We start from the raw sequence: 13,313 nt of genomic DNA, 5'->3' as shown, positions 1-13,313 counted from the left end.
CCGGTATCCGCAGTCGCGGACAGCAAACGACCCCCAGCAGGTGCGCCAACACCTGGAGGGGGTCTGACCACTTCGATCGAGAATGAGTCGATCTCATGGCTGACGCCGAGCTTAGTTTCCCTCCCCACCCTCTCGCCAGCCCGGGCTACGGCAAGCGCTCCACCGGGTACGAACTCCCGCGCTCCGCGACCGACTTCGCGCACCTGCCGCCCCGCGAGGCGGCCATCGCCGCGTACATCGACCGGGTGCCCGAGGGCAGCGACATCTCCGTGAAGACGCTGGCCAAGCAGCTGCCGTACGGGCAGTGCGCGCTCCGGACCGCGCTCAACCGGATCCAGCGGGCCGGGCACCTGCGCCGTGGGCGGGAGTGCCTGGACGGGCGATGGATCACCCGAACGTGGTTCTCGCGTACGCCGCGTGACGTCACCTGGTGGGCGGCGTTCCGGCGCGGGGACGTGCCGCGGGAGCCGAAGCGGCCGACCCGGTCGCGGGCGTACATCCTGCTCGCCGCGCTCGGGCGGACGAACTCCGCCATGTCGCTCTCGCACGCCGAGTGCCACGCCCTCGCGCCGCTGGTCGAGGAGTGGTTCGCCCGCGACGCCGAGGAGTCGGACGTGCTGCGCGCCCTGACCGCGGGCCTGCCGCCGTACGTCCACCATCCGGCCGCCATGGCCCGGCGTCGCCTCAAGGACAAGCTGCCGCCGGAGCCGATCCGCCGCGACGCCGCCATCCGCCGCATACTCGAATGCGCCGAGTGCGGCGCCCCGGACTTCACCGACTCCCTGACCGACGGCCACTGCCGCCCCTGCCGCACCGCCCAGTCCCCCGCCCCGCCCCCGACCGCTCTCCCGGCCGACCGCGTCCGCGCCCACGCGGCCCAGGCCCGCGCGGCCCTGCGGGGACAACCGGCGGGCCTGTGACGCGAACGTGAGAGAACGGATGGCGCAGCCGCACCCGCTCCCCCACCGGCACCTCGGTGTCGACATCGGGCTCAGCGGACTCATCAAGTGGATCTGCTATCCCCCGGTCAACAGCGAGGCCGCCGGCCTGGACGTCGTCAGGAGCTGCGCCGGGCAGTTCGAGGGGCGGTTCGCCGTTCAGCTGCTGCGGGACTGCCTGGTGCTCCTCGATTCGGCGCTGTCCAGCCGGGAGATCGAGGCCCTGTGGCTCGCGGGGACGTTCCGGGCGTTCGACCTGGAGCGCCTCGGGATCGACGGGCGGGTGTGGTTGCGCCGGGTCGCCGAGATCTGCGCGGAGCGGATCCGGCGTGACGACCCGTCCTTCACGCCGGTCGCCGCCGCCACGGCGGTGCCCGGGCCCGTGCGGGAGAAGGTCCTCGACGAGATCGGGACGGCCGGGCCCGCCCTGGAGCAGGCCACGGCCGACCACGCGTACCACCCGATCGACGGTGTCGTCCCGGCGCTGCGCCGGGCGGCCGAGGTGGACGCGGACCTCGGCTTCCGGCTGTTGCTGCGGGCGCTGAAGGGGTACTTCGTGCCGATCGGCGAGGCCCGTTACGAGCGCTTCCTCGCGCTCGGGGACGAGCTGGGGCTCGGCGAGGACGTCGTGGACGACCGGGACTTCAACGTCTGGTCCGATCTGGTCGACTGACCGCGCGGGGCACGGTGGGGGCGGACGGGGTCAGCCCGTCCGCCCCATCGTCTTCAGGTGCGCCGCCAGGCGGTCGTACTGCTCGCGCACGCCCGCCTCCATGCCGGCGGCCAGCGCCTGGTCGCGGATCTCGCTGGTGGGCCAGAAGGAGGTGCTGGTGAGGGCCGTGCCGCCGTCGGGGGTGGCGTCGAAGGAGAGGGTCACGCGGACCGGGGCGGCGCCCGGCATCTGTTCGAAGAGCTCCGTGTAGACCAGGCGCTCGGCCGGGACGATCTCCTCGTACGTGCCGGAGAAGACGATCTCCTGGCCGTCGGGGCCGCGCTGGCCCCAGCGCCAGGCGCCGCCCGGGCGCAGGTCGATCTCGCAGACGGACATGGTCAGGGCCTCGGCCGCGTACCACTGCCGGACGTGTTCGGGGCGGGTCCACGCCTCCCAGACGCGGGTGACCGGTGCGTCGAAGGTGCGGGTGATGACCAGCTCGCGGTCCGCCGGGGTGGTCAGCAGCGTGATCATGGGCTTCTCCCGCCGTACGGAGGGCCGAGGGGCTCCTCCACCAGCATCCCCCCGAACGCCCGAGGGCGGCACCCCCAGCAGGGAGTGCCGCCCTCGGCAGGACCGGAGCCGATCGGGAGATCAGGCTCAGAAGTCCATGTCACCGCCCGGCATGCCGCCGCCGGCCGGCGCGGCGGCCTTCTCCGGCTTGTCGGCGATGACGGCCTCGGTGGTGAGGAACAGGGCCGCGATGGAGGCGGCGTTCTGCAGCGCGGAGCGCGTCACCTTGGCCGGGTCGATGATGCCCTCGGCGATCATGTCCACGTACTCGCCGGAGGCGGCGTTGAGGCCGTGGCCGACGGGGAGGTTGCGGACCTTCTCCACCACGACGCCGCCCTCGAGGCCGGCGTTCACGGAGATCTGGGTCAGCGGGGCGGCCAGCGCCTTGCGGACGATCTCGGCACCGGTGGCCTCGTCGCCGTCGAGCTCCAGCTTCTCGAAGACCGAGCCGGCCTGCAGCAGGGCCACGCCACCACCGGCGACGATGCCCTCCTCGACGGCGGCCTTCGCGTTGCGGACGGCGTCCTCGATGCGGTGCTTGCGCTCCTTGAGCTCGACCTCGGTCGCGGCACCGGCCTTGATGACGGCGACGCCACCGGCGAGCTTCGCCAGGCGCTCCTGGAGCTTCTCGCGGTCGTAGTCCGAGTCGCTGTTCTCGATCTCGGCGCGGATCTGGTTCACGCGGCCCGCGACCTGCTCGCTGTCACCGGCACCGTCGACGATGGTGGTCTCGTCCTTGGTGATGACGACCTTGCGGGCGCGGCCCAGGAGGTCGAGACCGGCGTTCTCCAGCTTGAGGCCGACCTCCTCGGAGATGACCGTGCCGCCGGTGAGGATGGCGATGTCGTTCAGCATGGCCTTGCGGCGGTCGCCGAAGCCCGGGGCCTTGACGGCGACGGACTTGAAGGTGCCGCGGATCTTGTTGACGACCAGGGTCGACAGGGCCTCGCCCTCGACGTCCTCGGCGATGATCAGCAGCGGCTTGCCCGACTGCATGACCTTCTCCAGGAGCGGGAGCAGGTCCTTCACGGAGGAGATCTTGGAGTTGACGATGAGGATGTAGGGGTCCTCGAGCGCGGCCTCCATGCGCTCCATGTCGGTCGCGAAGTACGCCGAGATGTAGCCCTTGTCGAAGCGCATGCCCTCGGTGAGCTCAAGCTCCAGACCGAAGGTCTGGGACTCCTCGACCGTGATGACGCCTTCCTTGCCGACCTTGTCCATGGCCTCGGCGATGAGCTCGCCGATCTGGGTGTCGGCGGCGGAGATGGAGGCGGTGGAGGCGATCTGCTCCTTGGTCTCGACCTCCTTGGCCTGGTCGAGCAGCGCACCGGAGACGGCCTCGACGGCCTTCTCGATGCCGCGCTTGAGGGCCATCGGGTTGGCGCCGGCGGCGACGTTGCGCAGGCCCTCGCGGACCAGCGCCTGGGCGAGAACGGTGGCGGTGGTCGTACCGTCGCCGGCGACGTCGTCCGTCTTCTTGGCGACTTCCTTGACCAGCTCGGCGCCGATCTTCTCGTACGGGTCCTCGAGCTCGATCTCCTTGGCGATGGAGACACCATCGTTGGTGATCGTGGGGGCGCCCCACTTCTTCTCGAGGACGACGTTGCGGCCCTTCGGGCCGAGGGTGACCTTGACGGCGTCAGCGAGCTGGTTCATGCCGCGCTCGAGACCGCGCCGGGCCTCCTCGTCGAACGCGATGATCTTGGCCATGTGAAGTGGTCCTCCCGGACATGGGGTGGATAACGCTCCTGGACCGCGCCGACGCCCGCGACGGACGGCCCGCGCTCCTCGTGGTTCCTTCCCCACTCGGTCCGCGACCTCGTCTGCCCGATCCTCGTAGCACTCTCAGCGTGAGAGTGCTAACGCCAATGATTAGCACTCGACCTAGGCGAGTGCAAGCGACTACGGAGGATCCGCCCGCCCTGTGGACAACCGCCGGGACCGGTCGCGGACGGGCGCCGGGGTGGCCGGCGACGGAGGCCGGGGTGGCCGGGGACGCGCGAGGGGCCCGCATCCCTGCCGGGATGCGGGCCCCTCGACGGAAGTGCGTCGGTGGCCGATCGCGCCGCGCTCAGACGGCGAGCTTGACCATGTCCGCCTGCGGACCCTTCTGGCCCTGCGAGATCTCGAACTCGACCCGCTGACCCTCTTCGAGGGTGCGGTATCCGTCCATCTGGATCGCGCTGTAGTGGACGAAAACATCCGCACCACCGTCGACCGCGATGAAGCCGTAGCCCTTCTCCGCGTTGAACCACTTGACGGTGCCCTGAGCCATGCCTAACTCCCCTATTACTGGCCCTTGCGCGGATCCGCACTTCGCGGACCCGGGTCAGACCCTGCGCCGGAACGCGTCGACCGCGGCTGAATGTATCTGCCCAACTGCCCTCTGCAACAGGTCAATCGGACGAGAATTCTGGGCACGCCGGAAAGGGGAATTGGGGAGAATTCACTGAATCACGGGGCAAGTCGGGCCCGGCAAACGGCGCAGATGGGGCACAAGAGGCGGGCACATTGGCTGCTTCTTGTCAGGTCGGGGCGCATTCTCATATGCACCTGGCATGCGCAGCGGAGGGGGCTTCCCCAACTCTATCGCGCTCAACCATGCAGAATTGCCCCTTCCGCTTCTTCTCGCGGAAGGGGCAATTCAGGATTCACCGGTACCCGCCGGTAGGGTCAGCCTCCGGCGACGGCCGGGATGATCGAGACGCCGGCGCCGTCCGGCGTGGCCGTCTCCAGGCCCTGCTCGAAGCGCACGTCGTCGTCGTTGACGTACACGTTGACGAAGCGGCGCAGCTTGCCCTGGTCGTCCAGGACGCGGGCCGCGATGCCGGTGTGGTTCTTCTCCAGGTCGGCGATGACCTCGGCGAGGGTGGCGCCCTCGGCCGGGACCTCGGCCTGGCCCCCGGTGTAGGTGCGGAGGATGGTGGGGATGCGGACGTTCACGGCCATGGCGGTCGTCGTACCTCTCTGAGTCAGTGGGCCAGGCCCGCGTCGCGGAACGCGTCCAGGCTCGGGCGGATGGTGGCGGTCGCCTGAGAACTGTCGGCCACGGCGTCCAGGGTCTTGAGCCCGTCACCGGTGTTGAGCACGACGGTGGTGAGCGACGGGTCGATGACGCCGGCCTCGACGAGCTTCTTCGTCACGCCGACGGTCACGCCGCCCGCGGTCTCGGCGAAGACGCCCTCGGTCTGCGCGAGCAGCTTGATCGCGTCGACGACCTGCTCGTCGTTCACGTCCTCCACCGCGCCGCCGGTGCGCCGGGCGATGTCGAGCACGTACGGGCCGTCGGCCGGGTTGCCGATCGCGAGGGACTTGGCGATGGTGTTCGGCTTCTGCGGGCGGACGACGTCGTGGCCGGCCTTGAAGGCGGCGGAGACCGGCGAGCAGCCCTCGGCCTGGGCGCCGAAGATCTTGTACGGCTTGTCCTCGACCAGGCCCAGCTTGATGAGCTCCTGGAGCCCCTTGTCGATCTTCGTCAGCTGCGAGCCCGAGGCGATCGGGATGACCAGCTGGTCCGGGATGACCCAGCCGAGCTGCTCGCAGATCTCGTACGCGAGGGTCTTGGAGCCCTCGCCGTAGTACGGGCGGAGGTTGACGTTCACGAAGCCCCAGCCCTCGCCGAGCGGGTCGCCGATGAGCTCCGAGCAGAAGCGGTTGACGTCGTCGTAGTTGCCCTCGATGGCGACCAGGTCGCCGCCGTAGACACCGGCCATGACGACCTTGCCCTGCTCCAGGTCGTGCGGGATGAACACGCAGGAGCGGAAGCCGGCGCGGGCGGCGGCGGCGCCGACGGCGCCGGCCAGGTTGCCGGTGGAGGAGCAGGAGAGGGTGGTGAAGCCGAAGGCGCGGGCGGCCTCGATGGCCTGGGCGACGACCCGGTCCTTGAAGGAGTGGGTCGGGTTGCCGGAGTCGTCCTTGACGAAGAGCTTGCCGGGCTCGACGCCGATCGCGCGGGCCAGGTTGTCGGCCTGGACGAGCTTGGTCCAGCCGGGGTTCAGGTTCGGCTTCTCGGCGACGTCGGCCGGGACGGGGAGCAGCGGGGCGTAGCGCCAGATGTTCGCGGGGCCGGCCTCGATGCGCTTGCGGAGCGCCTCGGGGTCGCCGGTCGGCAGGTCGTAGGCGACTTCGAGGGGGCCGAAACAGAGCTCACAGGCGAAGATCGGGCCGAGCGGGAAGGTCTCGCCGCACTCGCGGCAGGAGAGTCCGGACGCGGGACCGAGGTCGACGGTGGCGGGGGTTCCGGAAGCGGGTGCGACGGTCTGTACAGCCATGGAGGCGAGGCCCTTTCTCCTCATCTTCCTCATGACGCATTTCGCCATGAGACGGATTTGGCACCTTCCCTAGCCGGGGACCTCGCTGGAGACGACGGAACCGACTGGAGGGTTGCCGGGGCTTCAACGGGCCGTATCCCTCTGCCCCTCTGGATGAGCGGTATTCGATTGTGAGACGCGGTCGGCACCCCGACATGCATCGGGCTTCCGCGTTGTTCAAGACTGTAACCGAAGCCTTCGACGGTGGAACCGGTCGTCCGATCCGCGAGATGGAGATCACGTTGCTGGAAGAAGTGGAGCGCTGGCTGGCCCGGCGGTCCTGGTCCGTGGCCGACCGTCCGCTGGAGGCGGTGCTGGCCGCGAAGCGGGGCACCCGGGTCAGCGTGGTGCTGCCCGCGCTGAACGAGGAGGCGACGGTCGGCGCGATCGTCTCGGTGATCCGCCGCGAGCTGATGACGGACGCGGTGCCGCTGGTGGACGAGCTCGTGGTGATCGACTCGGGGTCCACGGACCGGACGGCCGAGGTGGCCGCGGCGGCCGGCGCGCGGGTGGTGGCGCGGGACGCGATCCTGCCGCGGCTGCCGGCGGTGCCGGGCAAGGGCGAGGTGCTGTGGCGGTCGCTGATGGTGACGGGCGGGGACGTGGTCTGCTTCGTGGACGCGGATCTGCGGGACTTCTCGGCGGACTTCGTGACGGGGATCGTGGGGCCGCTGCTGACCGATCCGGACGTGGCGTTCGTGAAGGCGATGTACGACCGCCCGCTGGGCGACGCCCCCGGTCAGGGCGGGCGGGTGACGGAGCTGGTGGCACGCCCGCTGCTGAACCTGCACTGGCCGCAGCTGGCCGGTTTCGTGCAGCCGCTGGGCGGTGAGTACGCGGCGCGGCGCTCGCTGCTCGAACGGCTGCCGTTCCCGGTCGGGTACGGGGTGGAGCTGGGCCTGCTGGTGGACGCGCTGCACACGGTGGGCCTGGACGCGCTCGCGCAGGTGGACGTGGGCGTGCGGAAGCACCGGCACCAGGACGGGCAGGCGCTGGGCCGGATGGCGGCGGCGATCTACCGCACGGCCCAGCTGCGGCTGTCCCGCGGGCACCTGGTGCGGCCGCGGCTGACGCAGTTCGAGCGGGGCGAGGGCGGCGCGGGAGCGCCGGGCTTCGTGCCCCGTACGTACGCGGTGGACACGGAGGAGCGCCCGCCGATGGCGGAGATCGCGGAGTACGCGGAGCGGCGCCGCGTGGCGTAACAGCCGATAATGGGTCTTTCTGCCTAGATTTCCCTCTCATGCGGTGCAGAACGGAAAGGGCGCTGGGGGCGGCCGTCGCGGTGCTGGTACTCCTCCTGGGCGGCGCGGGGCCGGCCGGGGCGGCGGGCACGGCCCCGGAGCGCCGGACGCCGATCGCCGAGCGGGACGCGGGCGCGGAGCGCCTGTGGCTGCTCGGCGGGCTGGGTGTGGCGCTGGCGGCGACCGGCGTGGTGGCGCTGGCGGCGGTGCGGGCCGGCAGGGAGCGGTGAGGCGCCCGAGACTTCCGGGTTGGGCGGGACTCCCGGGGCGGGCGAGGGCCCTGGGGCACACGAGATCCCTGGGGTTTCCTGGCGCGAATCCGCGCGTCTCGAATCCGCACGTTTGAGCGTTTACCGGACGGGCTAGGTTCGCCGTATGGCTTCTGTCCTCGTGGCATCCAACCGCGGCCCCGTCTCGTACACCGTGCGCGACGACGGCTCACTGGACACCCGGCGGGGCGGCGGCGGGCTCGTCTCGGGGCTGAGCGCCGTGTCGTCGGGCGTGTGGGTGTGCGCGGCGCTCGGCGAGGGCGACCGCGAGGCCGTGCGGCGCGGGGTGGCCGAGCCGGGCGTGCGGATGCTGGACATCGACCCGGAGGTGTACGCGGACGCGTACAACGGCATCGCGAACTCGGTGCTGTGGTTCCTCCACCACCATCTTTACGACATCCCGCGCGAGCCCGTCTTCGACGCGGAGTTCCGGCGCCGCTGGGAGTCGTACCGCGACTACAACCGGGCCTTCGCGGAGGCGCTCGCGGAGGCCGCCGACGAGGGCGCGGCGGTGCTGGTGCAGGACTACCACCTGGCGCTGGTGCCGGGGATGCTCCGCGAGCGCCGCCCCGACCTGAGGATCGGCCACTTCACCCACACCCCGTGGGCGGAGCCGGCCTATCTGGCGATGCTGCCGGAGGACGTGCACCGGGAGCTGGCGGAGGGGATGCTCGGCGCGGACGAGGTCGGCTTCCACACCCGCCGGTGGGCGGACGCGTTCCTGGCCGATCCGTACGTGGCGGGCGCGGCGCGCCGGCCCCGGGCGGCGGTGCATCCGCTGGGCGTGGACGGCGACGACCTGCTCGCGCTCGCGCACCGGCCGGAGGTGGACGAGCGGCTGGCGCGGCTGCGCGCGGAGGTCGGGGACCGCAGGACGATCGTGCGGGTGGACCGCACGGAGCTGTCGAAGAACGTCCTGCGCGGCCTGCTCGCCTACCGCGAGCTGCTCACCGCCCGCCCCGAGTGGCGCGGCCGGGTGGTCCACCTGGCGTCCGCGTATCCGTCCCGTCAGGACCTGGAGGTCTACCGGGCGTACACGGCGTCGGTGCGGGAGCTGGCGGACGGGATCAACGAGGAGTTCGGCGCCGCGGACTGGCAGCCGGTCCTGGTCTCCGTGGAGGACGACTTCACGCGCTCGCTCGCCGCGTACCGCCTGGCGGACGTGGCCCTGGTCAATCCGGTGCGCGACGGCATGAACCTGGTGGCCAAGGAGATCCCGGTCGTCTCGGAGGCCGGCTGCGCGCTGGTGCTGTCCCGCGAGGCGGGCGCCTACGAGGAGCTGCGCCGGGACGCCCTGACGGTGAACCCCTTCGACGTCACGGCCACGGCGGAGGCGCTCCACCAGGCCCTGTCGATGCCCGCGCCGGAGCGCGCCGAGCGCACCAAGCGGCTCGCCACCGCGGCCACCGCCCACCCGCCGCAGCGCTGGTTCCTGAACCAGCTGGACTCCCTGCGCGCCTCCTGACGGCCGACGGGCCGCCGCCGGGCCACCGACGCACGGCCCCGCGGCGCGCACGACCCGCGGCGCGCCCCCGCGGGCGGAGCGGACCCCTCCCCTCCCCTACAGCACCCCTATGGACGGGAGGGAAATTCCTCGGGATCTCCCCCTCCTCGGGCGGGGGGCTTCCGTGCCAGACTCGGCGCCGATCGTTCCCCCAGGCGATCCGTAAGTCTCCTACGGAACCACGCGAACCATGCGGCACCCCGCATGTGAGCGAAGGGATCGCGCAGCCTTGAAGAACAAGATTGTCGTGGGCATGACCCTAGGGTCGGCGCTCACCGCACTCCTCGCCGCGGGAATCACCCCCGCCGCGGCGCAGGAAGCCCGGGACAGCGGCCCCGGGGCCACCGCGGCGCCCCGGCCGGACGACCGGCCCGGACCGCTCAGCAAGCAGCGCACCGAGCTGCGCAAGAAGGCGATCGACCTGGTCGCCAAGGGCAAGGCGAAGGCGAACGCCCGTGGCGTCGTCGAGGTCGCGCCCGGGAAGTTCGCCGAGACCGAGACCACCACCGAGGTCCGGCAGGAGAAGATCTTCACGATCCTCTCCGAGTTCGGCGACCTGAGCGCCGGCAAGTACGGCACGGTCCCCGGACCCCTGCACAACCAGATTCCGCAGCCGGACCGCAGCACCGACAACTCCAACGCGTGGACGGCGGACTTCTCCAAGGCCCACTACGAGGAGCTGTTCAACGGCTCCGGCGAGTCGATGAAGACCTTCTACGAGAAGCTGTCGAACGGCCGCTACTCGGTGACCAACACCGTCGAGGACTGGGTCAAGGTCCCCTACAACGCCTCCTACTACGGCGACAACGCCGTCGAGGACACCGGCGGTTCCTGGGCCTTCATCCAGGACACCGGCGACGCCTGGTGGAACGCGCAGCTCGCGGCCGGCAAGACGCCCGCCGAGATCGACGCCTACCTCGCGCAGTTCGACGTGTGGGACCGCAACGACTACGACCACGACGGCAACTTCGACGAGGCCGACGGCTACATCGACCACTTCCAGGCCGTGCACGCCGGCATGGGCGAGGACGCGGGCGGCGGCGCGCAGGGCGAGGACGCCATCTGGTCGCACCGCTGGTACGTCAACGGCGACGACTACGGCCTCACCGGCCCCGACGTCTCCGGCACCCAGAACAAGCAGGGCGGCGCCCGCATCGGCCAGTCCAAGTACTGGCTGGGCGACTACACCACCGAGGGCGAGAACGGCGGACTCGGCGTCTTCTGCCACGAGTTCGGCCACGATCTCGGCCTGCCCGACTTCTACGACACCGACGGCGGCGAGAACTCCACCGCCTTCTGGACCCTGATGAGCTCCGGCTCCTGGCTCGGCCACGGCGCCGCCGCGGGCGAGGGCATCGGCACCCACCCGGGTCTGATGGGCGCCGAGGAGAAGCTGTTCCTCGGCTGGCTGGACTACGCCGACGCGCCGCTCGGCGCCACCGGCTCGTACACCCTCAGCCCGGCCGCCCTCCAGGTCGCCGGCAAGGCCCAGGCCGTCCGCGTCGCGCTGCCCGACAAGGCCAGCAGCACCTCCTACACGACGCCCACCTCCGGCACCCACGCCTGGTGGACCGGCTCCGCCGACGGCCTCAACCAGTCCCTCACCCGCTCCGTGCCCGCCACCTCGCGCGTCACGGTGAAGGCGAACGCCTGGTACGAGATCGAGGCCGACTTCGACTACCTCTTCGCCGAGTACTCGCTCGACGGCGGTGCCAACTGGCAGCGCGCCGGCGCGGCCGTCTCCGGCTCCTCGGCCGGCAAGTGGACCACGCTGCGCTTCTCGTACGACGCAGCGGGCAAGCCCTCGCTGTTCCGCTTCCGCTACCAGACGGACGGCGGCGTGCACTTCGCCGGCGCCTTCCTCGACGACATCACCCTCGGCACCGGCGGCACCACGCTGACCTCCGACGACGTCGAGCAGGGCACCAACGGCTGGACCGGACAGGACCGCTGGAAGATCTCCACCGGCACCGAGACGGCCACCTACCCGCGCTACTACCTCCTGGAGAACCGCGAGTACGTCGGCGCCGACGCGCTCCTCGCCGAGGGCCCGTACCAGTTCAGCAAGCCGCTCACGGCTCCGGACTGGGTCGAGTTCTTCAAGTTCCAGAACGGCATGCTGGTCTGGTACGTGGACCGCTCGTACGACGACAACAACGTCAGCAACCACCCCGGCGGCGGCTCGGCGATGGTGGTCGACGCCCGTCCGACCCCGTTCCGCTACGACGACGGCACCGCGCCCAGCAACCGCCGTCAGCCCTTCGACGCCACCTTCGGCCTGGAGCCGACGGACGCGACCTGCCTCCACAAGGAGGTCCTGGTCGGCAAGGGCAAGCAGCAGACCGTCGCGACGAAGGCCGCCTGCGCCCCGTCCGTCCCCGGCCTGCCGGTCTTCGACGACACCGACCCGAACGCCTACTACGACCCGACGGCCCCGCAGGCCAGCGTGAAGGTCGCGGGCCACGGCACGAAGGTCACGATCACCGGTGACGCCGGCGACGACCTGACGATCACGGTGGCGAACCCGTAACCACCGATCGGTGAGGCACCACCGGGGCCCCGGACCGCGCCACGCGGTCCGGGGCCCCTCGTCATGCGCCCCCTCGTCATGCGCCTCTCGTCAGGCTCCCGCCGTCAGGCGCCCATCGCCTCCGCGAGCCCCGCGAGCAGCCCCACCACCGCCGCCGGGCCCGGCACCGTGAGGTCGGCGCGGGCCGCGAGGTCGGGGACTGCGGCGGACTCGGCGGCGGAGCAGACGAGCAGGCCCGGGGTGCCGTCGGAGCGCAGCTTCTCGACGGCCGCGAAGGCCGGCAGGTCGCCGAGGTCGTCGCCCGCGTAGAGGACGGCGCCCGCGCCGGTCTCCCTTACGTAGTCGGCGAGCGCCACGCCCTTGTCCATGCCCGGCGGGCGCAGCTCCAGGACCATCCGGCCCGGCTCCAGGACCAGGCCGTGGTGGGTGGCGAGGTCGCCGAGCGGGCCCCGCAGCGCCTCGAACGCGCCCTGCGGATCCTCGGCGCGCCGGGTGTGGACGGCGACCGCGCGGCCCTTCTCCTCGATCCAGGTGCCGGGCCAGGCGCCGATCCGGTCGAGGAAGCCGGGCAGCTCGGCCCGGACGGAGGCGACCCCCGGGTGCGGGGCGGCGGCCTGGACGGTGCCGGTGACGGCGTCCCAGCGCTCCGCGCCGTAGTGGCCGAGGACCACCAGGTGCTCCAGGCCGGGGACGCCGGCGAAGCCCCCGTACCGTACGGCCACGCCGGCCGGGCGGCCGGTGACCACCACGACGGCGGCCACCTTCGGGGCGAGCGCGGCGAGCGCGCGGACGGCGTCCGGGTGGGCGCGGGCCCGTTCCGGATCGGGGACGATCTCGGCGAGCGTCCCGTCGAAGTCGAGGGCGACGACGGCCTTCGCGGGCCGCGCGAGGAGCGCGGCGAGGCCGTCGCGGCCGGCGGCCGTGGTCGGGTGCGGCAGGCTGCTGACCATGCCCCCGACCCTACCGACGGATGCCGGTCCCGTCAGCGGCACGGGCGCGGGCGGGCGTCAGCGGCGCGCCGTCACGGGCGGGTCGTCAGCGGCGGGCGGCCTTCTCCGCGCGGACCCGGCGCAGGCGGTTGACCGTGACCGGGTCGTGGGCCAGCGCCCGCGGGTCGTCGAGGAGCGCGTTGAGCAGTTGGTAGTAGCGGGTGGCGGACAGGCCGAGCTGTTCGCGCACCGCCCGCTCCTTGGCGCCGGGGCCGGGCCAGGAGCGCCGTTCCACGGCGAGGACGGCCCGCTCGCGTTCGCCGAGCTCGCCCGGCCCGGCCGGCTCCGCCGCTGCTTCTCTGGTCAT

Annotated in this window: 13 protein-coding genes and 1 riboswitch; of the genes, 6 read left to right on the top strand and 7 right to left on the bottom strand. The window is 71.8% G+C overall.

Annotation, left to right across the window (positions count from 1 at the left end; translation table 11 throughout):
• Window positions 1–95 precede the first annotated feature (95 nt).
• A complete protein-coding gene (locus ACIGW2_RS00680) occupies window positions 96–920 on the top strand; it encodes a hypothetical protein (RefSeq protein ID WP_399840412.1) in 825 nt (274 codons plus the stop codon).
• A gap of 19 nt (window positions 921–939) precedes the next feature.
• Window positions 940–1,611, top strand: a complete 672-nt coding sequence (locus ACIGW2_RS00675) for a hypothetical protein (protein ID WP_391652829.1) — start codon at window positions 940–942, stop codon at window positions 1,609–1,611.
• A gap of 30 nt (window positions 1,612–1,641) precedes the next feature.
• On the opposite strand, the gene ACIGW2_RS00670 is transcribed toward ACIGW2_RS00675, so the two are convergent.
• The 5 genes from ACIGW2_RS00670 to thrC form a co-directional block, all read right to left on the bottom strand.
• Window positions 1,642–2,124, bottom strand: a complete 483-nt coding sequence (locus tag ACIGW2_RS00670; protein WP_361587382.1) for an SRPBCC family protein — start codon at window positions 2,122–2,124, stop codon at window positions 1,642–1,644.
• A 126-nt stretch (window positions 2,125–2,250) separates the two neighbouring features.
• Window positions 2,251–3,873, bottom strand: a complete 1,623-nt coding sequence (gene groL / locus ACIGW2_RS00665) for a chaperonin GroEL (protein WP_356061409.1) — start codon at window positions 3,871–3,873, stop codon at window positions 2,251–2,253.
• Window positions 3,874–4,234: 361 nt separating this feature from the next.
• Complete coding sequence (locus ACIGW2_RS00660; protein WP_005315736.1) at window positions 4,235–4,438, bottom strand: cold-shock protein; 204 nt, start codon at window positions 4,436–4,438, stop codon at window positions 4,235–4,237.
• Between the two features lie 398 nt (window positions 4,439–4,836).
• The gene (locus tag ACIGW2_RS00655) at window positions 4,837–5,112 is read right to left on the bottom strand and encodes a MoaD/ThiS family protein (protein WP_361587384.1); all 276 of its coding nucleotides are present in this window, start codon (window positions 5,110–5,112) and stop codon (window positions 4,837–4,839) included.
• Between the two features lie 23 nt (window positions 5,113–5,135).
• Window positions 5,136–6,458 (bottom strand): threonine synthase, encoded by a 1,323-nt coding sequence (gene thrC / locus ACIGW2_RS00650; protein ID WP_391652831.1) that lies wholly within the window; start codon window positions 6,456–6,458, stop codon window positions 5,136–5,138.
• A riboswitch (SAM riboswitch) is annotated at window positions 6,452–6,594 on the bottom strand. (Overlaps the previous gene by 7 nt.)
• 121 nt (window positions 6,595–6,715) lie before the next feature.
• Between thrC and ACIGW2_RS00645 the strand changes: the two genes are divergently transcribed.
• From ACIGW2_RS00645 to ACIGW2_RS00630, 4 genes are all read left to right on the top strand, one after another.
• Window positions 6,716–7,675, top strand: coding sequence for a glucosyl-3-phosphoglycerate synthase (locus tag ACIGW2_RS00645; protein ID WP_391652953.1), 960 nt, complete (start codon window positions 6,716–6,718; stop codon window positions 7,673–7,675).
• 38 nt (window positions 7,676–7,713) lie between these two features.
• Window positions 7,714–7,944 carry a hypothetical protein gene (locus ACIGW2_RS00640; protein ID WP_391652832.1) on the top strand — a complete coding sequence of 77 codons (231 nt, stop codon included), beginning with the start codon at window positions 7,714–7,716 and terminating at the stop codon, window positions 7,942–7,944.
• Between the two features lie 145 nt (window positions 7,945–8,089).
• Complete coding sequence (locus ACIGW2_RS00635) at window positions 8,090–9,448, top strand: trehalose-6-phosphate synthase (RefSeq protein ID WP_399840409.1); 1,359 nt, start codon at window positions 8,090–8,092, stop codon at window positions 9,446–9,448.
• Window positions 9,449–9,740: 292 nt separating this feature from the next.
• Complete coding sequence (locus ACIGW2_RS00630; protein ID WP_399840408.1) at window positions 9,741–12,017, top strand: immune inhibitor A domain-containing protein; 2,277 nt, start codon at window positions 9,741–9,743, stop codon at window positions 12,015–12,017.
• Window positions 12,018–12,121: 104 nt separating this feature from the next.
• Here the strand turns inward: ACIGW2_RS00630 and otsB are convergent, their stop codons facing one another.
• Together otsB and ACIGW2_RS00620 are read right to left on the bottom strand one after the other, a co-directional pair.
• Entirely contained in the window at window positions 12,122–12,967 is an 846-nt protein-coding gene (otsB, locus tag ACIGW2_RS00625; protein ID WP_399840407.1) for a trehalose-phosphatase, read from the bottom strand.
• Window positions 12,968–13,052: 85 nt separating this feature from the next.
• Complete coding sequence (locus ACIGW2_RS00620; RefSeq protein WP_356061423.1) at window positions 13,053–13,313, bottom strand: DUF3263 domain-containing protein; 261 nt, start codon at window positions 13,311–13,313, stop codon at window positions 13,053–13,055.

The sequence above is a fragment of the Streptomyces sp. NPDC053541 genome (genome assembly GCF_044544705.1).
Taxonomy (GTDB): domain Bacteria; phylum Actinomycetota; class Actinomycetes; order Streptomycetales; family Streptomycetaceae; genus Streptomyces.
Note: the sequence above shows the minus strand (reverse complement) of the source record. Positions and strands in the feature narration are given on the sequence as shown.

Coding starts and splice junctions, on each gene's coding strand:
- ACIGW2_RS00675 (WP_391652829.1), top strand. CDS start 940: ATGGCGCAGCCGCACCCGCTCCCCCACCGGCACCTCGGTGTCGACATC.
- ACIGW2_RS00620 (WP_356061423.1), bottom strand. CDS start 13,313: ATGACCAGAGAAGCAGCGGCGGAGCCGGCCGGGCCGGGCGAGCTCGGC.
- ACIGW2_RS00660 (WP_005315736.1), bottom strand. CDS start 4,438: ATGGCTCAGGGCACCGTCAAGTGGTTCAACGCGGAGAAGGGCTACGGC.
- thrC (WP_391652831.1), bottom strand. CDS start 6,458: ATGAGGAGAAAGGGCCTCGCCTCCATGGCTGTACAGACCGTCGCACCC.
- groL (WP_356061409.1), bottom strand. CDS start 3,873: ATGGCCAAGATCATCGCGTTCGACGAGGAGGCCCGGCGCGGTCTCGAG.
- otsB (WP_399840407.1), bottom strand. CDS start 12,967: ATGGTCAGCAGCCTGCCGCACCCGACCACGGCCGCCGGCCGCGACGGC.
- ACIGW2_RS00630 (WP_399840408.1), top strand. CDS start 9,741: ATGACCCTAGGGTCGGCGCTCACCGCACTCCTCGCCGCGGGAATCACC.
- ACIGW2_RS00640 (WP_391652832.1), top strand. CDS start 7,714: ATGCGGTGCAGAACGGAAAGGGCGCTGGGGGCGGCCGTCGCGGTGCTG.
- ACIGW2_RS00655 (WP_361587384.1), bottom strand. CDS start 5,112: ATGGCCGTGAACGTCCGCATCCCCACCATCCTCCGCACCTACACCGGG.
- ACIGW2_RS00670 (WP_361587382.1), bottom strand. CDS start 2,124: ATGATCACGCTGCTGACCACCCCGGCGGACCGCGAGCTGGTCATCACC.
- ACIGW2_RS00680 (WP_399840412.1), top strand. CDS start 96: ATGGCTGACGCCGAGCTTAGTTTCCCTCCCCACCCTCTCGCCAGCCCG.
- ACIGW2_RS00635 (WP_399840409.1), top strand. CDS start 8,090: ATGGCTTCTGTCCTCGTGGCATCCAACCGCGGCCCCGTCTCGTACACC.